Origin of the sequence: Novosphingobium sp. P6W (assembly GCF_000876675.2) — a bacterium.
Taxonomy (GTDB): domain Bacteria; phylum Pseudomonadota; class Alphaproteobacteria; order Sphingomonadales; family Sphingomonadaceae; genus Novosphingobium.
On the sequence record NZ_CP030353.1, the window covers coordinates 228,839 to 247,344 of the forward strand.

Here is an 18,506-nt window from a genome sequence, read left to right on the forward strand (position 1 = left end):
AGATCCATGGTCGATACACGCAGCTACGCCATCTCCGTCATCCCCGGCGACGGGATCGGCACCGAAGTCATGCCCGAAGGTATCCGCGTCCTCGAAAAGGCCGCCCGGCTCTACGGCTTCTCGATCGAGCAGCAATGGCACGATTTCGCCTGCTGCGATTACTACGCGAAGCACGGCAAGATGATGCCAGATGACTGGAAGGCCCAGATCGGCGCGCCGGACGCGATCTTCTTCGGCGCGGTCGGTTGGCCGGATACGGTGCCCGATCATATCTCGCTGTGGGGATCGCTGCTGCAGTTCCGGCGCGAATACGACCAGTACGTGAACCTGCGCCCTGCCCGCCTGATGCCCGGCGTACCCTCGCCGCTGGCCGGGCGCGGCCCCGGCAGCATCGACATGTGGATCGTGCGCGAAAACACCGAAGGCGAATACAGCGCGGTGGGCGGCCACATGTTTCCCGGCACCGACCGCGAGATCGTCATCCAGGAAACGGTGATGACCCGCTTCGGCGTCGACCGCGTGCTGCGCTACGCGTTCGACCTTGCGCAGAGCCGCGGCGCGAAGCACCTCACCTCCGCCACCAAGTCCAACGGCATCGCCATCACCATGCCGTTCTGGGACCAGCGGGTCGAGGAAATGGCGAAAGCCTACCCCGAAGTGCGCGTGGACAAGTACCATATCGATATCCTCACCGCGCAGTTCGTGATGAACCCCGACCGTTTCGACGTGGTCGTGGCCTCCAACCTGTTCGGCGATATCCTTTCCGACCTTGGCCCGGCCTGCACCGGCACCATCGGCGTGGCGCCCTCGGGCAACATCAACCCGGACCGTACCGGCCCCTCGCTGTTCGAGCCGGTCCACGGCTCTGCCCCCGATATCGCCGGCAAGGGCATCGCCAATCCCATCGGCCAGATCTGGTCGGCAGCGATGATGCTCGAACATCTGGGCGAAGCCGAAGCGGCCGCCGCGATCATGCGCGCGGTGGAAACCGTGCTGGCCGACCCCGAACGGCGCACCGCCGACCTCAAGGGCAAGGCCAACACGCAGGACTGCGGCATGGCCGTGGCCGACGCGCTGACGTGAAATATGCCTTGATGGGGAGGCGGCACAAAATGCCGCCTCCCCATCGCAAATAACCGCGCTGTTCGGAAGAACCTCCCAAAGTCGGCGCTTTCTATCCGCGCCGCGACCCTAGGCTAGGCCCATCAACAACTGATGCGAGCCCCGCAGTCATGCCGAATTCGAACCGCTCACTTCTGGAAATCGACCGGGACCACCTGATCCACCCGGTCACCTCGTTCCGCGGCCACGAAGCGCGCGGCGCGACGATCCTCCAGAGCGGACAGGGCATGTGGCTCACCGATATCGACGGCAACCGCCTGCTCGATGCCTTCGCCGGGCTGTGGTGCGTCAACGTCGGCTATGGTCATGAAAGCATCGTGGAAGCCGCCGCCGAGCAGATGCGCCGCCTGCCCTATGCCACCGGGTACTTCCACTTCGGTAGCGAACCCGCCATCCGCCTGGCCGAGCGCCTCGTCGCGCTTTCTCCCGAGGGGCTGGACCATGTCTTCTTCACGCTGGGCGGTTCGGACGCGGTGGACAGCGCGATCCGCTATATCGTCCATTACTGGAACGCGCTGGGCAAACCCTCCAAGAAGCAGTTCATCGCGCTGGAACGCGGCTACCACGGCTCCAGCTCGACCGGATCGGGCCTTACCGCGCTGGCCAACTTCCACCGCAATTTCGACGTGCCGCTGAAATGGCAGCACCACATCGCCTCGCCTTACGGCTATCGCAGCGATGCGGCCGATGATGCTGCCCTGATCGCCGCTTCGGTGAGCCAGTTGAAGGCCAAGGTAGAGCAGCTTGGCGCGGACAATGTCGCCGCCTTCTTCTGCGAGCCGATCCAGGGATCGGGCGGCGTCGTCGTGCCGCCGGTGGGCTGGCTGAAAGCCATGCGCGATACCTGCACCGAACTGGACATCCTGTTCGTCGCCGACGAGGTCATCACCGGCTTCGGCCGCACTGGCCCGATGTTCGCGTGCGAGGCCGAAGGAGTAAGCCCCGATCTCATGACCCTGGCAAAGGGCCTGACTGCCGGCTACGCACCGATGGGCGCGCTGCTGATGTCGGACAAGGTCTACCAGGGCATCGCCGACGGCGCCGACGCCAGCCTCGCCATCGGGCACGGGCTGACCTATTCCGGTCACCCGGTCAGCGCCGCCGTCGCGCTGGAAGTGCTGCGCCTTTATGAAGAGGGCGGCATCCTTGCCAACGGGCAAAGCGTGGGCAGGCGCTTCGAAGCGAACTTAGCCGCCATCGCGCAGCACCCGCTGGTCGGCGATACGCGGGGACGCGGCATGCTGGGCGCCATCGAACTGGTGGCGGACAAGGGCAGCAAGGCCCGTTTCGACCCGTCGCTGGCCCTCGCCGACCGCCTGTTCAAGCGCGGCTACGAAAACGGCGTTATTTTCCGGGCCTTTGCCGACAACATCATAGGGCTTGCGCCCGCGCTGTGTTGCACAGATGATGAGATGGATATGATATTCGAACGCATAGGTCGCACCCTGGACAGCCTGCTCGACGAACCGGACATCCGGCAGTCGATAAGCTGAACGAAAAGGGGGGAACACAGGCATGACATTGGGGCTGAAGCTCGACCGGATAGATCTCAAGATACTCGCGCAGTTGCAGCGCGCGGGACGCATGACCAACGTGGAACTGGCGGACGCCGTGGGGCTTTCCCCCAGCCCCTGCCTTACCCGCGTCAAGCGGCTGGAAAAGGCCGGCTTCATCTCAGGCTACAGCGCCCAGATCGATCTCAACAAGCTGGGCGAGATGCTGACCGTGTTCACCGAAGTCACCCTGACCGAGCACCGGTCTGGGGATTTCTCGCGCTTCGAGACGAAGATCAGGAAGCTCGACGAGATCGTCGAATGCCACCTTGTCAGCGGCGGTTACGACTACCTGCTGAAGTTCGTGGCGCGCGGCGTAAGCCACTACCAGTCGATCGTCGAAGGGATGCTTGAGGGCGACTACGGTATCGAGAAATATTTCAGCTACGTCGTCATCAAATCGCCCTTCATCAAGCACCACTACCCGATACAGAAGCTGTTCGGCGAGCAGCACTGAGGACCGCGCCCATGAATGCTGCCATCGACGACCTGCTCTCTCCGCTCGTAGCGTTCCGCCGCGATATCCACGCGCATCCCGAACTCGGTTTCGAGGAGCGCCGCACCGCCGCGATCATCGCCGACAAGCTGCGCGAGATCGGGCTGGAAGTGCATGAAGGCGTCGGCAGGACCGGCGTCGTGGGCGTATTGCGCAATGGCACTTCCGGGCGCAGCATAGGCCTGCGCGCCGACATGGACGCGCTATCGATTCAGGAGCAGACCAACCTTCCCTATGCCAGCCGCACCGACGGCGTGTTCCACGGCTGCGGCCATGACGGGCACCTTGCGATGCTGCTCGGTGCTGCGCAGCATCTGGAGCGCACCCGCAATTTCGACGGCACCGTGAACTTCTTTTTCCAGCCCGCGGAAGAAGGCCTCGGCGGCGCCCGTGTCATGGTGGAAGAAGGCCTGTTCGAACGCTTCCCCTGCGACCGGGTATTCGCGCTGCACAACTGGCCAGACCTCCCCGCCGGCACCATCGCCACGCGCCCCGGCCCGATCATGGGAGCGGCGGACAAGTTCGAGATCGTGCTGACCGGCAAAGGCGGCCATGCCGCGCTGCCCCACGGCACGCCCGATGCGCTGCTTGCGGCATCGGCGCTGGTCGGCCAGCTCAACACCATCGTCTCGCGCGCGATACCGGCGGTGTCCTCGGCCGTGCTGTCGGTCACCCAGCTGCACGGCGGCAACGCGCACAACGTGATCCCTGCAAGCGTGAGCATTATCGGCACCGTGCGCACGTTCGATCCGGCGATTCAGGACCTGATCGAGACGCGCCTGCGCGAAATGGCGCAGGGCACCGCGCTGTCGTTCGGCGTGGCGGCGCAGGTCGATTACGAACGCTACTATCCCGCCACGATCAATGACGAGGAAGCCGCCGCCGAAGCGCTGGAGATTGCCGCCACCGTGGGCACCGCCCTGCGCGCCCCCGAACCGGCTTTCACCTCGGAGGATTTTTCCTTCATGCTGCAGGCCTGCAAGGGCGCCTACATCTGGCTGGGCCAGGCGCGCGGCCCCGGCTCTCCGGCGCTGCACAACCCCGGCTACGATTTCAACGACGACGTGCTTGAAACCGGACTGCGGCTGCACGTTGCGTTGGCGGAAAAGCTCCTTCCCGCCTGACGCGCCTTCAGAACCAGAACCTTACGCCCGTCACGAAACGCAGGCCGCCGGGGCTCTCGCCCTCGGCGCGGGCATAGCGGGCGGTTTTGCCCAGCTTGCGCTCCCAGTTCACGCCGACATACGGGGCGAACTCGCGCACGAATTCGTAGCGCAGGCGCAGGCCCAGTTCCAGCGAGGTGAGGCCCGCCCCTGTTTCCAGCTGCGGCATGTCCTGCGCCGAAAGGTTCACTTCCGCGCGCGGCTGCAGCACGATGCGCTGAGTGATCATTTGGTCGTAGCTGACCTCGCCGCGCGCCGTCACTTCGCCCTTCTGGGACAGGAACAGCTCGCCCTCGGTTTCGAACCAGTAGGGCGCCAGCCCCTCGATGGCGAGGACGGCATGGGTCCGCCTCGGCTGCGGCTGAAGGTCCTGCCGCACCCCAACGCGCAAGTTGAACCAGGGGTCCAGCGCGTGGAACCAGCCCGCCTGCAGCTCGATCTTCTCGGCCTTGCCGGTGAAATCGCCCTCGCCCTTGGACTTGATGGCAAGCCGGTCGATGTCGCCGCCGGTCCAGCCTTCGATCTCCCAGTTGTAGCCGTCCCCGCCCGGACCGGGACGCCATTCCAGACGATCGATCATCAGCATCGAATTGGGCATGCCGCCGCCTTCGTAGGCCAGCATTTTGCGCGCCTGCGCCATCTGTGCTGGATCGTAATAGGCATCGGCGGCGTGGTCCGCCGGAACGGCAGGTGGGGGAGCGGCCGGCACGTCCTCTGCAGCCGGCACGTTGTCCTCGGCGGGCGCGGCGCCCGGCATTACGTGGCCCGAATGGTCCTGCGCCTGCGCGCCTGTGGCAGTCAACGCCAGCAGCGGCAGGGCGATCAGCACGGTGCGCTTCATGCCGCGTCCTCCCCGGCCCGCACCGTCACGACGCGGAACATTCCCGAATGCATGTGCAGCAGCATATGGCAGTGAAAGGCCCAGTCGCCCGGAGCGTCGGCGGTAAGATCGAAGCTGGCCTTTCCGCCGGGCAGCACATTGACGGTGTGCTTGCGCGGCTGCTTCTCCTCCGCCCCGTTGACCAGTTCGAAGAAATGGCCGTGCAGGTGGATCGGGTGCGGCATCATGGTGTCGTTGACCAGCGTGACGCGCACGCGCTCTCCCAGACGGAACGCCAGCGGATCGGGGTTCTCGCTCAGCTTCACGCCGTCGAACGACCACATGTAGCGCTCCATGTTGGCGGTAAGGTGGACTTCGAGTTCCCGGCCCGGCGCGCGCCGGTCGGCGGCGGGGACCAGCGCGCGCAGGTCAGCATACGTCAGCACGCGGTGGCCCGTATCCTCCAGGCCGGTGGGCAGGTCGCCCAGCCGGTCGGCGGGCGCGGCGGAGATCGTCGCCACGCCCGGCCCCATTCTGACGCTGGGCGGCGCCAGCGACTTGTCGCGCATCTTCATCGCGCCGTGCCCGCCCGCAGCAGGCGCATCGGCAGGGGCGCTGAGGTCCAGCGTACCGCTCGCCATGTCCATTCCGGACATGTCCATGCCCATGTCCTTCATTGCCAGCAGCGGACGCTGGCGAAGCGGCACGGTGGCGGCGACCATGCCGATCTGCGGCGCCAGCGTGGCGCGGCACAGGCCCGAACGGTCGATGGCCTCGGCGATGATCGCGATGGCTTCCGCCTTTTCCGGGCGGACGATGACGTCGTAGGTTTCGGCGATGCCGATCTGGAACTCGTCGGTCTCCACCGGCTCCACGTCCTGCCCGTCCGCCGCCACCACGGTCATGGGCAAGCCCGGCAGACGGAAGTTGAAGTTGGTCATCGACGAGGCGTTGATGATGCGCAGCCGCACCCGTTCACCCGGCGCGAACAGGCCGGTCCAGTTGCCGGCCGTATCATGGCCGTTGATGAGAAAATCGTACGTGGAGCCGGTGACATCGGAAATGTCGGTCGGGTCCATCCGCATCTTACCCCAGTCCATCCGCTCCGACAGGGGCTGGTCGCGGCCCGCCAGCAGGCTTTTCAGCGTCTGCTTCTGGCGGTTGTAGTAGCCGCCCTGCTGCTTCAGGCGGCGCAGTTGCATGTGGGGGTGGACGCTGCTCCAGTCGGAGAGCACGATCACATGCTCGCGCTCGTAGGGCGCCGGTTCTTCTCCTGCGGGATCGATGACCAGGGGGCCGATAAGGCCCATCGCTTCCTGCATGTTGCTATGGCTGTGGTACCAGTAGGTGCCGGCCTGGCGGATGGGGAATTCGTAGTCGAAGACCTGGCCGGGCCTGATCCCCGGAAAGCTGATCCCCGGCACCCCGTCGAACTGGAATGGCACGATCAGCCCGTGCCAGTGGATCGACGTATCCTCGCGCAGGCCATTGGCGACGGAAAGGCGCACGTTCTGGCCTTCCTTCAGGCGGATCAGCGGGCCCGGCATCGTGCCATTGGCCGTCACCGCATGGCCTTCGCGCCCGCCGAACGTAACGTGGGTATGACCGATATCGAGGCGGATACGCTCACCCGAAAGCACCGCGCCCTGCGCCGCGCCGGCCGTTCCCGCCATTGCCCAGCCGGGAAACATCCCGCCCAGCGCTGCCGTAACTCCCAGTCCCGCCGCGCCGCGCATGATCGTCCGGCGGTCGAGTTTGGGTGGTGGCATTTTGGGGGGTGGTCCTTCGTTTTTATCCGTCGTCACATCAGCATACGCGCAAGGATCGCTATACCCTCAAACTCTCGGTCAATTTCATGCGCGCGCGGTAAAGGCGCGTTTCCACCGCCTTTTCGCTGAGGCCCAGCAGAGCGGCCACCTCAGTCTGGCTCATGCCCTCGATGGTGCGCAGCAACAGGACCGAGCGCAGATTTTCGGGCAAGGCATCGATCGCGCGGCGGGTGCGCGCCAGTTCCTGCCGGGCAGCGGCCTGCTGCTCCTGCCCCGGGGCGATGTCCGAAACCTGCAGCCCTTCATCCATCGGCCGGGCACGGGAGAAGAAGCTGCGCACCTTGCGCCGCCGCCGCCAGTCGCGCGCCTTGTTGATGGCGATGCGCATGATCCAGAAGCGGAACGGGCGCGCCGGATCGTAGCGGTCCAGATGCGCGAAAGCGGCGATGAAGCTCTCCTGCGTCACGTCCAGCGCGCCGTCGCTGTCCTCGATCTGCGCCCGCACCAGTTGGTAAACGGCATCGCGGTGACGCGCCATCAGCGCCCGGTATGCATCCTCCCGGCCGGACAGCGCAAGCGCCGCCAGCGTGCCGTCATCGTCGGCCCCGGATACGGCTGCGGGCAGCGGTGCGCTCACTGCTGCGGTGCGGTCAGCGCGTCCACCATCGCCTTGTCGAAACGCTGCGCCTGATCGGGGCGCAGCACGGCGCGCATCGCGAACAGATGCCGCAGCGTCTCCTTTTGCAGCATACCCATGGCGTGGTGCGAACGGTCCACCGCATCGGCGACATGCGGACCATAGCCCTTCTCCGCCTGAATCGCTTCGGCGAGACGGCGGTTGTCATCGCGCATCTCCTGCTCGTAGCCGGCCTGCTGCGCCGCGAAACTGCGTTCCAGCGCCTCGATCCGCGCCGTCTGGGCAGCGTCCAGTTTCAGCTCATGGTGGATCAGGGTGTGAAAACGGTTCTCGATCGGCGGTTCGGGCGTGAACAGCAGTCGGCCGATAAATACTCCGGCGATCGCGGCCAGAAACGCGAAAAGGACGATGAGGTACGAAGGGCGCGCCACCCGCTCAGCGCCCGCCCATCAGCAGGCTGGACGGCGCGCTGGAAGGCACCGCGTTGAGCGCGAAGGACGGCACCGCCCGCGCGCTTTGCGGCGCTGAGAAGCTGGCGACGAAGCCGATGCCCAGCGCCATCACGCTGGTGAGGACCAACGTGCGCCGCGCCGCACCCTGTGCGCGCCGCTGGCTCACGCCTGCCAGCACGGCGGCGTCCATGTCCGCCAGCCTTGGATCGGCGCCGTCACCGCGCAGGTCCGCCAGCAGTTCGTCAATATCGCGCATCTTAATTACCTCCACTTCCCACCTATACGCAGCCCGCACAAAAATCACTCACGGCGATGAGGGGCGCACGATCAGCGCGCGTATTGAGGCCGTACACAACGCGAAACCGCAAAGGATCACCCATGCGCCGCTTCACCTCCATCGCCGCTTCCGCACTTGCCGCCGCCGCGCTGTTCGCCGCCGGTCCGGCGTTTGCCCACGCCAAACTGGTCAGCGCCGCCCCGGCCGCCGATGCAAAGGCATCGAACGTGCGCACGCTGTCGCTCAATTTTTCCGAAACCCTGATCGAGAAGATGTCCGGCGTCGAGATCGTGATGACCGGGATGCCCGGCATGGCCAACCACGAGCCGATGAAAGTCTCCGGGTTCAAGACTGCGCTGGCTGGCGGCGGCAAGGCGATGACCATCACCCTGCCCCGCGCCCTGCCCGCCGGCACCTATGACGTGAAGTGGCACGCGGTGACCGCCGATACGCACCGCATCGAGGGCAGCTACAGCTTCTCGGTCAAGTAAGCGGATGGACGCGCCCGCGATCGCGCTGCGGTTCGCTACATATGCGATCTTGTCGCTGGTCGCGGGCGTTCCACTGTTCCTGCGCCTTGCGCTCGGCCCCCGCCGGGCAGGCGAGGTGTTTGCCCGATACCGCGCCGCCTACGGCGTGCTGCTGGCCGGCGGCGCGGTGTTGGCATTGACGAGCCTGCTGGTCGTCAGTGCCGGGATGGCCGGTACTCCGGTTCTGCCGGTCGACTGGGAGATGGTGGCACTGGTGCTGTCCGCGACGGCATCGGGCAAAGCCATCCTCATCCGGGCCGTACTGCTCCTTCTCCTGCTTCCTTTTTCCGGCAAGGCCGGGCCGGGTCCAGTCGCCATGGTCGCCTCCATCGCCGCCGCCACTCTGGCCTGGGGGGGACACGCCGCCGCCAGCGAAGGCATGGCCGGCTGTCTGCACATGCTGGCCGACACCTTCCATATCCTTGCCGCCGCGATCTGGATCGGGGGCATGGCCTGCCTGCTGCTCTCCTTACGTCAGGCCAGCGGCGATATCACGCTGGCCCTGCTGCGCGCCTTCGCCTTGCTGGGCGGGCTATGTGTGGCGCTGCTTGTCGTAACGGGAATCGTCAACGGCGTGATGATCCTTGGCGTTGCCGCGCTGCCCGGTGCGCTTGGCACCCTTTACGGACAGCTTCTCGCGCTCAAGCTGCTGGCATTCGCCGCCATGCTGGCGCTGGCCGCCAACAACCGTTTCCGGCTTACGCCCGCGTTCGAGCGCCATGCCGCCGCTTCGCGCGCACGTCTGGCCGGCGCGGTGGCGGTGGAGATCGCCCTGGGCTTCCTCATCCTGATGCTGGTGGGATGGCTGGGCATGATCGACCCGACTGCCCCGGCCTGAAACGTCAGATTCCGCCAGCCTCTTGAAAACGCGTAAATCTGCCGTCAGTCATCGCATTGCAACATAAAACGCTGGCCTTCGTCCATACTCTGATCGTGCCAAAGCCGAACACGAACGGCCGCAACTTGGAGTAGACGAAATGCGATTGAAGGTTTCCCTTTTCGCTCTGACCCTGGGTGCCACGATGGCCGCGCCGATGGTGCAGGCCCACGGCATCTGGTTCGCCTCGCGCGCCAAGCAGCTGGCGATCATCTATGGCATCGGCGCCGACGATCTCGAAACCGTCAAACGCCTGCCGCTGATCGAAAACGTCAGCGCCTATGATGCCGACTATCAGCCGATCAAGGCCGCGACCCGCGTATCCGGCCCGGTGGTCCTGGTAGACAGCGACGCGCAGCCGACCGTGGTATCCGCGATCATGCCCTATGGCGTCTGGTCGCGGGTGGGTGACGGCGAGTTCGAGAAGAAGACTCTGGCGGAAATGCCCGAGGCCACCGTCTCCACCAAGAACGTCAAGTATGCGGTCAGCATCGTCGGCGCGCTGACCAAGCCGATCCCCGCGCTCCCCGGCCAGACGCTCCAGATCGTTCCGGCAGGCCCGATCCCGGCCACGCTGGGCATGCCGCTGAAGTATCAGGTGCTTTACAACGGCAAGCCGATCGCGGGCGCGCGGATGATCAACGACATGATCAACGATCCCGACGCCAAGGAGCAGATCACCGCCACCGACGGTACCCTGACCCTGCCCGTGCGCAACCAGGGCCTGAACGTAATCCGCGCCGTGTATGACGGCCCGACCGACCAGCCGAAGCTCTACAAGCAGATCGAACACACCGCCACGCTGTCGTTCACCCTGGCCCACCTGCCCGAGTGACCGGCACTAGAGGAGTTACGACGATGAAGAAGACACTTGCTCTCCTGCTTTGCCTGTCGGCCCTGACCGGCGTTTCGGGCGCTGCGATGGCGCACGGCCTGACCAAGCCGCAACACGGCGGCGTTGTGCAGATGAACGGCGAGACGCTGTTCGAACTGGTCACCTCGCCAGCCGGTGTCTCGCTCTACGTCGTCGACGAGGACGAGCCGGTGAGCGCCGCCGGCATGACCGCCAAGCTCACCGTCAACGCAGGCGGCAAGCGCTCCGAGGTCGCGATGGTTCCGGCGAAGGGCAACCAGTTCACGGCCAAGGGCGTGAAGCTGGCCAAGGGCGCAAGTGTTGCGGTGCAGGTCGTCAACAAGGCGACCCAGGCCCGCTACGGCACGACCTTCGTCATAAAGTGATCCCCCCATGACCCGCCGGCCCCAGACCGGCGGGTCACCCGTTTTCAGGGGCTGCCATGCGCAATTTCCGATTTCCTTCCCGCGCTGCCGGCGCGGCCCTTACGCTCGCCCTGACGATGAGCATCTTTGCGGCCGACGCGCTCGCCCACGGCGTCGCTGAAGGCGACAAGGCGTTCATCCAGGCCAATCCGGGGGTGAACATCATCCCCTACATCTACCTTGGCGCCAAGCACATGGTGACCGGCTACGACCACCTGCTGTTCCTGTTCGGGGTGATCTTCTTCCTCTACCGGCTGAAGGACGTGTGGACGTATGTGACGCTGTTCGCGGTGGGCCACAGCACCACGCTGCTGGCCGGAGTGATGTTCAACCTTCACGCGAACCCCTTCGTGATCGACGCGATCATCGGCCTTTCGGTGGTCTACAAGGCGCTGGACAACCTGGGCGCATTTCCCACAGTCCTTGGCTTTCAGCCGAACCAGAAGGCGGCGGTGCTGATCTTCGGGTTCTTCCACGGCTTTGGTCTTGCCACCAAGCTGCAGGACCTGATCTCGTCGCGTGACGGGCTGCTGGCCAACCTCGTCAGCTTCAACGTCGGGGTGGAGATGGGGCAGCTCATCGCGCTCAGCATCATCCTGATACTGATGACGCTGTGGCGCCGCAGCCCCAGCTTCAACCGCAACGTCCTGTTCGCCAACGCCCTGCTGATGTGCGCCGGACTGGTTCTCACCGGCTACCAGATGGCCGGCTATTTTACGGAGAAGGCGATATGACCTCCGCGACTGCCGCAAACCTGCCTTATCAGGCATCTCCCGCCGCCCTCACCCGCGCCTCGCTGGGCGCAGCCGCCGCGGCGGCCGCGATCCTCGTGCTGTTCGTGCTGCCTGCCGAATGGGGCATAGACCCCACCGGCGTCGGCAAGGCGCTGGGCCTAACCCGCATGGCGGGCGGCGCCGAAGCGGACGAGACGGACTCGCCAGAAGTGGCTGCGCCCGCAGCTGCCAGCGCCGCCGCCGAAGTCCCCGCCCAGACCAAAGATAACATCGCGGCCAAAGCCGCCTGGCGCAGCGACGAAAAGACCCTGACCCTGCCGCCTCATTCCGGCATCGAGGTGAAGGCGCACATGGCCAAGGGCGACCATCTGGTGTTCCGCTGGAGTTCCTCCGGCGCCATCCGCATGGACATGCACGGCGAGCCCAAGGGCGGCAAGGACGGCGAGTTCACCTCCTACTGGAAGCAGAAGGACATGACCAAGGCGCAAGGCTCGTTCACCGCGCCCTTCGAAGGCACCCACGGCTGGTACTGGCGCAACGGCGGCGAAACCCCGGTGACGATCACGCTGAAGACCGAGGGCTTTTACCTAGACCTGTTCGAACCGCCCGCCGAATAAGCCCGCTCCCGCCCCAAGGCCGACCCCACGAAAGCACCGCATCATGACAGTAGCCGCTACGACCGACCTCGAAGCCACGTTCACGGATATCGCGCGGCCGCCCTCCTTCGTCGACTTGCGCGCCTTCGCCGCGCAGGCCGAAGCGCTGCTGCGCGCACAGCCGGGCGAATATGAGGGCGATCCATTCCTTGGCAACCGCGCGGCGCTGGTTTCCTCGGGCGCGGAAGGGCCGGTTCATTTCATTCTCCTGCCCGCAGGCAGCGGCGCCGTCGCGGAGATGCCCGGCGACGAGTTCGTCCTCGTCCTGAGCGGGGCGCTCACGCTCACGGCACAAAGCGGCGACTACCTGCTGGGCCCTAACGATGCCGCCGTGATCCCGCATGGCAGCGACTTTGGCTGGACAGCCGGGGAAGACACCGCCGTAATCGCCATGCGCTATGCGAAAAGCGAAGCCGCCGGCCGTGCGATCACGCCGATCAGCAAGGACCCCGCATTCGCTCCTTCAGGCAAGCCCGCGCCCGAAGTCCTGATCGGCCCCGCCCCGGAATGCTGCAACTTCAACGACTACCGCGTCGATGAAGGCCGCTTCGTATGCGGGACCTGGAATTCCACGCCCTACCGCCGCACGGCTATCCTCTACGGCCACCACGAGATCATGCTGCTCGGCCAGGGCGCCGTCACCTTCACTGATGACGCCGGGCGCAGCGGCACCTTCCGCGATGGCGACCTCATTCTGGCGGAAGCAGGCGCCCGGTGCGCCTGGGACAGCCGCACGGACGTGACCAAGGTCTTTGCGATCTACCGCGTCTGAATAGAGCAGGCTGCCGGTGCCAGCAGAACGCTGACCGGATCGACGCCGTAGGACGCGATCTCAACCTGTCCGAGCTGGTTTTCCGTCGGCGCGGCGGCAATCTTTTGCGCCGGTGCGTCCCCGGGGCGCGTGGGTGCCTTGCGGCGGAAAATCGAGGCCGGAAGCAACATTCCGCGACTTCGTCCCTTGTCGACACGTGCCTCATGGGAAGGGATTAACCGTTGCTCACCGTCCATCACCTCGAAAATTCGCGGTCGCAGCGCATCCTGTGGATGCTCGAAGAGCTGGGGATGCCCTACGAGGTCACCCGCTATGAACGGAACAAGGAAACGATGCTCGCGCCGCCCGAACTGCGCGCGGTGCATCCCCTTGGCAAGTCACCCGTCATCGTCGATGATGATGGCGCGGGCCAGCCATGCACGGTGGCCGAAACCGGCGCGATCATCGAATATCTGGTAGAGAAAGCCGGCGGCACGCTAGGCCCTCCGGATGACAGGCAGGCGGCGCTGCACTATCGCCATTTCCTGCACTATGCGGAAGGTTCGCTGATGCCCCCGCTGCTGATCAAGCTGGTGCTGGGCATGATCCCCCTTGTCGGTAAAATCGCACAGAAGCGGCTGCAGCCGATGATCGACGTCCACCTCGATTTCGTCGAGAGCGAGCTTTTCGCCCGGCCCTGGTTCGCCGGAGATACCTTCACCGCAGCCGACATCATGATGAGTTTTCCTCTGGAAGCCGCGCGCGATCGCGGGGGGCTGGATGGCTCCCGGCCCGCGACCACCGCGTGGCTCGAAACGATCCACGCGCGCCCTGCCTATCAGGCGGCGCTGGCCCGAGGCGGTCCCTACAAATACGCCTGAGATCCTTTGATCCGCGCCTCAGGTAACGGCGCGGATCGTCTGCACTCCCGGCCCGATTTCCTCGTGCTTGGGCGCCGAAGCGATCAAGGCGTCGTGCTCGGCGAAGACCCGCTCGATCTCTTCGCGCTTGTCGAAGATCATGCGGGCAACGCCGCCGGTCATGCCGCCCTCGTCGCCAACCCGGCCGAGAACGCCAGCGAGGTCCTCCAGCGTAGCCCGCTCGGCGCTGCTATGGAGCCCGCCCTTGGAATCGCGATAGGCGATGCATTCGCTTGCCATGTGCTGTCCCCTTATCTCTGGATGGAAACAAAATGCGCCAGTTCGGCCAGAGTTGCATCCGTAATTATACGGAGGATAGCGCGTCGTCCGCAGGTTTTCTGGGGATGGCGCCTGGTCGGCAGCGACAAGGCGGTTAATGCCCCCGGATACGCCGCCTCCGGGCGCAAGATTGTAAGGTCTCATCGGGATCAAAGGCGAATCTTGCCGGATCAACTGTCGATTCTGGCGCATACTTGCACTCACCCGATGGGAACGCCCGGCCCCCATGCGAGTTAGCAGTCGCAGCATCATGGGAATTGCAGGTTTCCGGGCATCACTGGCATGGTTTGTATGCCATGCCCCTTCCTGCACCCGTACCATCTGGAGTGTCGCAATGTCGCAGGGGTCCGCCGAGTTTTCCTTCGCCAAGCCGGAGCGTCTGATCCACGAACTGGGCGCAGAATATACCGGTCAAGGCACGCATTTCGCAGTCTTTTCCGAAAATGCCGAGGCTATGGAGCTGTGCCTGTTCAGCGATGACGGCACGCAGGAAGTCTCGCGCATGGAACTGCCCTCGCGCGAAGGGTCCGTCTTCACCGGCTATGTTCCCGGGGTAAAGCCCGGCCAGCTCTACGGCTTTCGCGCCCACGGTCCGTATGAGCCTGAGCGCGGCCACCGCTTCAACCCCAACAAGCTGCTGCTTGACCCCTATGCCCGCGAAGTATCCGGCGCGGTGCGCTGGGACGATGCCCTGTGGAGCTATGACCTCACCACCGGCGACGATACCACGTTCGACGGGCGCGATTCCGCCCCGTTCATGGTAAAAAGCGTGGTTCAGGACCCCGATTTCGATTGGGAGGGCGACCAGACCCTGGCCCGCCCCTGGACCGAAACCGTGGTCTACGAAGCCCACGTGCGCGGTCTCACCATGCAGCACCCCGACGTGCCTGAAGCCCTGCGCGGCACGTATGAGGGCATGGCCAGCGAGCCGATCCTCCACCATTTGCGCAAGCTGGGCGTCACCGCGATCGAATTGCTGCCCTGCCAGTTCTTCCTCGACGACCGGATGCTGCTGGACAAGGGGCTGTCGAACTACTGGGGCTACCAGACCATTGGCTTCTTCGCCCCCGAACCGCGCTTCCTGCGTTCCGGCGACGTGGCGCCCCGCGCGATCAAGCAGTTCAAGGACATGGTGAAGCGGTTCCACAAGGCCGGGATCGAGGTCATCATGGACGTGGTCTACAACCACACCGCCGAAGGCTCGGAAAAAGGGCCTACGCTGTGTTTTCGCGGCCTCGACAACGCCAGCTACTACCTGCTGAGCCCAGAAAATCCGCGCTACAGCTTCGACACCACCGGCACCGGCAATACGCTGCAGGTGGCCCATCCGATGGTCATGCGCATGGTCCTCGACTCCCTGCGCTACTGGGTGCAGGTGATGCACGTCGACGGCTTCCGCTTCGACCTGGCCTCCACCCTGGGCCGCGAATCGGCGGGCTTCGACCGCGAAGGCGGCTTCTTCGACGCCATCCGGCAGGACCCGATCCTCGCCGGCGTGAAGCTGATCGCCGAGCCGTGGGACGTGGGCCTTGGCGGCTATCAGGTCGGCGGCTTCCCCCACCCGTTCCGCGAATGGAACGACAAGTTCCGCGATACCACCCGCAGCTTCTGGCGCGGCGACGAAGGCCAGGTGGGCGATATCGCCCAGCACCTGATCGGCTCTCCGGTGCAGTTCAACCATTCCGACCGGGGCGCGACCAGCTCGGTCAATTTCCTCGCCGCGCATGACGGTTTCACGCTGATGGATACCGTCTCCTACAACGACAAGCATAACGAGGCGAACGGCGAAGGCGGCGCCGACGGGCACGACAACAACATCTCCGATGACATGGGCGCCGAAGGCCCCACCGACGACGAAGGCATCATCGCCGCCCGCGCTCGCCGCCGCCGGGCGATGATGGCGACGCTGCTGGTCAGCCAGGGCGTGCCGATGCTGCTATCCGGCGACGAGATCGGCAACAGCCAGCAGGGCAACAACAACGTCTACTGCCAGGACAACGAACTGGGCTGGGTCGACTGGGAAGCGCGCGACGACGAATTCCTCGAATTCTGCACGAACATGATCGCGCTGCGCCACCAGTTCCCGGTGCTGTCCCAGGAAAATTTCCTGCAAGGCGACGCCAGCGACAACGAGCGCGTCGAGATCGCATGGTTCCAGCCCGACGGCCGGCCGATGGACCAGGAGCTATGGAACCAGGATGGGCTGCGCGTGCTGGGCATGATGATTGACTATTCCGCCCGCGAGGTCTTCCTCGACGGCGGACGGCCACTGTTCGCGGTACTTAACGCGGGCGACGAACTGGACTTCGTACTGCCCAGCGGGAACGGCGCGGATCGCTGGGTCCGCGTGCTGGATAGCGCCCGCGACGATCCCTTCACGTCCGAGGCCATTCCCGGCGAGACGGCGGCGATTTCGCCCGCCAGCCTCTGCCTGTTCCGTCCCGTCTGAGCGGGACCCGCACATGACCAATGCGTGGGGCGCGGCCCCGATCGACGACCGCCGCTGGCGCTTCGGCCTCTGGGCACCGGATGCCGGCCATGTCGCGGTGGAACTGGGCGCATCGGTGCTGGCGGCGCGGCCGGCGGGCGATGGCTGGTGGCAGCTCGATGCCGAAGCGCAGGCGGACGGCGTCTATCGCTGGATCGTCGACGGCGCGGCCTATCCCGACCCGGCCGCCCGCGCCCAGACCGGCGATGTCCACGGCCCCTCGCGCCTCGTCGATCCATCGCGCTTCGCGTGGGAGCAGGAATGGCCCGGCCTGCCGTGGCACGAGGCGGTCGTCTACGAACTCCATATCGGCACCTTCACGCAGGAGGGCACGTTCGCCGCCGCCATCGACCACCTGCCGCGCCTGCGCGATCTTGGCATCACCATGATCGAGCTGATGCCCGTCGCCCAATTCGACGGAGCGCACGGCTGGGGCTACGACGGCGTGCTGCCTTACGCCCCGCACCCGGCCTACGGCACGCCCGACGATCTGCGCGCGCTGGTGGACGCGGCGCACGGACAAGGCATGGGCGTGCTGCTCGACGTGGTGTACAATCACTTCGGCCCGTCCGGGAACTACCTCGCGGCGTGGAACCCGGCTTTTTTTCATGAAGACCGCACCTCTCCGTGGGGTCAGGGCATTGCCTTCGAAACCCCCGCCGTGCGCGAATTCTTCATTGCCAACGCCTTGCATTGGCTGGACGAATACCGCTTCGACGGCCTGCGCCTCGACGCCGTCCACGCCATCGAGGACCACTCGGCCAAGCACTTCCTCGACGAACTGGGCGAACGCATCCGCAGCCATGTCGCTGGCCGCCCCGTTCACCTCGTCACCGAGGACGAACGCAACCTTGCCCGCTACTTCACCCCCGAAGCGCCCTTCGAAGCGACGTGGAACGACGATTGGCACCATGCCGTCCACTGCCTTCTGACCGGCGAGGACGAAAGCTATTACGCCCCCTTCGCGGTCGACCCGGTCGGCGATATCGCGAAAGCCCTCGCCGACGGCTATGTCGAGCAGGGGCAAAGCGGCCGGAACGGCGAGCCGCGCGGAGAACCCAGCGCGCACCTGCCGCGCACGGCTTTCATCAACTTCCTCGGCAACCACGATCAGGTCGGCAACCGCGCCCGGGGCGAGCGCCTGCATCAACTGGCCCCGGACAACCACGCCCTGCGCGTAGTCACCGCGCTCACGCTGCTCTCGCCGTTCGTGCCCATGCTGTTCATGGGCGACGAGTTCCTCACCCCGGCCCCCTTCCAGTTCTTCGCCGACTTTTCGGGCGATCTTGCCGAAGCCGTGCGCAAGGGCCGGGCGGAGGAATTCGCCGGGTTCGCCAGCTTCGGCGGCGATGTTCCCGATCCCATCGCGCGCGAAACCTTCCTCGCCTCGAAGATCGGCGAGCCGGACCGTCCCGAGCAGTGGGAACACGAACAGTTCGTCCACGGCCTGCTGACCCTGCGCGCCGGCCATATCGCCCCGCTGCTTGCGCAACACCCGAACCCGGTCGCTGCCGTGAATCGCAGCGGGCCGCAGATCGAGGCACGCTGGACATTCGGGTCCACCGCCCTGCTTCTGCGGGCGCGGCTCGGGATCGGGGAACGCGCCGATTTCGAGGCGCACCCTGCGCCGATCCTGCAACTGTCCGATCCGTCCAGCCCCTTTGCGTTCTCTGCCGCCGTGACGGCCTTGTGAGACGGGAGTAA

Annotated in this window: 20 protein-coding genes; 14 read left to right on the plus strand and 6 right to left on the minus strand. The window is 65.5% G+C overall.

Features of this window, described 5'->3' with window-relative positions; all coding sequences use genetic code 11:
* The first annotated feature begins 6 nt into the window (after nucleotides 1–6).
* The 4 genes from TQ38_RS17475 (at nucleotide 7) to TQ38_RS17490 (ending at nucleotide 4,295) form a co-directional block, all read left to right on the plus strand.
* The gene (locus tag TQ38_RS17475) at nucleotides 7–1,083 is read left to right on the plus strand and encodes a tartrate dehydrogenase (protein ID WP_043975004.1); all 1,077 of its coding nucleotides are present in this window, start codon (nucleotides 7–9) and stop codon (nucleotides 1,081–1,083) included.
* 149 nt (nucleotides 1,084–1,232) lie between these two features.
* Nucleotides 1,233–2,615 carry an aspartate aminotransferase family protein gene (locus tag TQ38_RS17480; RefSeq protein WP_043975007.1) on the plus strand — a complete coding sequence of 461 codons (1,383 nt, stop codon included), beginning with the start codon at nucleotides 1,233–1,235 and terminating at the stop codon, nucleotides 2,613–2,615.
* A gap of 22 nt (nucleotides 2,616–2,637) precedes the next feature.
* Nucleotides 2,638–3,132: an Lrp/AsnC family transcriptional regulator gene (locus tag TQ38_RS17485; RefSeq protein ID WP_043975010.1), complete on the plus strand. Its 495-nt coding sequence runs from the start codon at nucleotides 2,638–2,640 to the stop codon at nucleotides 3,130–3,132.
* An 11-nt stretch (nucleotides 3,133–3,143) separates the two neighbouring features.
* Nucleotides 3,144–4,295: a M20 aminoacylase family protein gene (locus tag TQ38_RS17490; protein WP_043975012.1), complete on the plus strand. Its 1,152-nt coding sequence runs from the start codon at nucleotides 3,144–3,146 to the stop codon at nucleotides 4,293–4,295.
* A 7-nt stretch (nucleotides 4,296–4,302) separates the two neighbouring features.
* On the opposite strand, the gene TQ38_RS17495 is transcribed toward TQ38_RS17490, so the two are convergent.
* From TQ38_RS17495 to TQ38_RS17515, 5 genes are read right to left on the minus strand one after another with little or no spacing between them, the layout of a single operon-like run.
* A complete protein-coding gene (locus TQ38_RS17495; protein ID WP_043975014.1) occupies nucleotides 4,303–5,175 on the minus strand; it encodes a copper resistance protein B in 873 nt (290 codons plus the stop codon).
* Nucleotides 5,172–6,923, minus strand: coding sequence for a copper resistance system multicopper oxidase (locus TQ38_RS17500; protein ID WP_043975018.1), 1,752 nt, complete (start codon nucleotides 6,921–6,923; stop codon nucleotides 5,172–5,174). Before TQ38_RS17500 ends, TQ38_RS17495 begins: the two co-directional genes overlap by 4 nt.
* Before the next feature lie 58 nt (nucleotides 6,924–6,981).
* Nucleotides 6,982–7,560: a sigma-70 family RNA polymerase sigma factor gene (locus TQ38_RS17505; protein WP_240198121.1), complete on the minus strand. Its 579-nt coding sequence runs from the start codon at nucleotides 7,558–7,560 to the stop codon at nucleotides 6,982–6,984.
* Nucleotides 7,557–7,991 carry a periplasmic heavy metal sensor gene (locus TQ38_RS17510; protein WP_043975021.1) on the minus strand — a complete coding sequence of 145 codons (435 nt, stop codon included), beginning with the start codon at nucleotides 7,989–7,991 and terminating at the stop codon, nucleotides 7,557–7,559. Before TQ38_RS17510 ends, TQ38_RS17505 begins: the two co-directional genes overlap by 4 nt.
* Before the next feature lie 4 nt (nucleotides 7,992–7,995).
* A complete protein-coding gene (locus tag TQ38_RS17515) occupies nucleotides 7,996–8,268 on the minus strand; it encodes a hypothetical protein (RefSeq protein WP_043975025.1) in 273 nt (90 codons plus the stop codon).
* A 122-nt stretch (nucleotides 8,269–8,390) separates the two neighbouring features.
* Between TQ38_RS17515 and copC the strand changes: the two genes are divergently transcribed.
* The 8 genes from copC (at nucleotide 8,391) to TQ38_RS17560 (ending at nucleotide 13,996) form a co-directional block, all read left to right on the plus strand.
* A complete protein-coding gene (gene copC, locus TQ38_RS17520; protein WP_043975029.1) occupies nucleotides 8,391–8,780 on the plus strand; it encodes a copper homeostasis periplasmic binding protein CopC in 390 nt (129 codons plus the stop codon).
* 4 nt (nucleotides 8,781–8,784) lie between these two features.
* Nucleotides 8,785–9,657, plus strand: coding sequence for a copper homeostasis membrane protein CopD (copD, locus tag TQ38_RS17525; protein WP_043975030.1), 873 nt, complete (start codon nucleotides 8,785–8,787; stop codon nucleotides 9,655–9,657).
* A 139-nt stretch (nucleotides 9,658–9,796) separates the two neighbouring features.
* Nucleotides 9,797–10,531: a DUF4198 domain-containing protein gene (locus TQ38_RS17530; RefSeq protein ID WP_043975032.1), complete on the plus strand. Its 735-nt coding sequence runs from the start codon at nucleotides 9,797–9,799 to the stop codon at nucleotides 10,529–10,531.
* A 23-nt stretch (nucleotides 10,532–10,554) separates the two neighbouring features.
* Nucleotides 10,555–10,935 carry a hypothetical protein gene (locus TQ38_RS17535; protein WP_043975035.1) on the plus strand — a complete coding sequence of 127 codons (381 nt, stop codon included), beginning with the start codon at nucleotides 10,555–10,557 and terminating at the stop codon, nucleotides 10,933–10,935.
* Nucleotides 10,936–10,991: 56 nt separating this feature from the next.
* Complete coding sequence (locus TQ38_RS17540) at nucleotides 10,992–11,708, plus strand: HupE/UreJ family protein (RefSeq protein WP_043975037.1); 717 nt, start codon at nucleotides 10,992–10,994, stop codon at nucleotides 11,706–11,708.
* Nucleotides 11,705–12,325 carry a hypothetical protein gene (locus tag TQ38_RS17545; RefSeq protein ID WP_043975040.1) on the plus strand — a complete coding sequence of 207 codons (621 nt, stop codon included), beginning with the start codon at nucleotides 11,705–11,707 and terminating at the stop codon, nucleotides 12,323–12,325. The genes TQ38_RS17540 and TQ38_RS17545 overlap by 4 nt, the downstream gene beginning before the upstream one ends.
* Nucleotides 12,326–12,368: 43 nt before the next feature.
* Nucleotides 12,369–13,136, plus strand: coding sequence for a cupin domain-containing protein (locus tag TQ38_RS17550; RefSeq protein ID WP_043975042.1), 768 nt, complete (start codon nucleotides 12,369–12,371; stop codon nucleotides 13,134–13,136).
* 221 nt (nucleotides 13,137–13,357) lie between these two features.
* Nucleotides 13,358–13,996 carry a glutathione S-transferase family protein gene (locus tag TQ38_RS17560; RefSeq protein ID WP_043975046.1) on the plus strand — a complete coding sequence of 213 codons (639 nt, stop codon included), beginning with the start codon at nucleotides 13,358–13,360 and terminating at the stop codon, nucleotides 13,994–13,996.
* Nucleotides 13,997–14,014: 18 nt separating this feature from the next.
* Here TQ38_RS17560 and TQ38_RS17565 read toward each other — a convergent pair whose 3' ends face one another.
* Nucleotides 14,015–14,275 carry a hypothetical protein gene (locus tag TQ38_RS17565; RefSeq protein ID WP_043975050.1) on the minus strand — a complete coding sequence of 87 codons (261 nt, stop codon included), beginning with the start codon at nucleotides 14,273–14,275 and terminating at the stop codon, nucleotides 14,015–14,017.
* A gap of 373 nt (nucleotides 14,276–14,648) precedes the next feature.
* On the opposite strand from TQ38_RS17565, the gene glgX reads away from it, so the two are divergent.
* Together glgX and treZ are read left to right on the plus strand one after the other, a co-directional pair.
* Entirely contained in the window at nucleotides 14,649–16,763 is a 2,115-nt protein-coding gene (gene glgX, locus TQ38_RS17570) for a glycogen debranching protein GlgX (protein ID WP_043975052.1), read from the plus strand.
* Nucleotides 16,764–16,776: 13 nt separating this feature from the next.
* Nucleotides 16,777–18,495 carry a malto-oligosyltrehalose trehalohydrolase gene (gene treZ, locus TQ38_RS17575; RefSeq protein ID WP_043975054.1) on the plus strand — a complete coding sequence of 573 codons (1,719 nt, stop codon included), beginning with the start codon at nucleotides 16,777–16,779 and terminating at the stop codon, nucleotides 18,493–18,495.
* Nucleotides 18,496–18,506 lie beyond the last annotated feature (11 nt).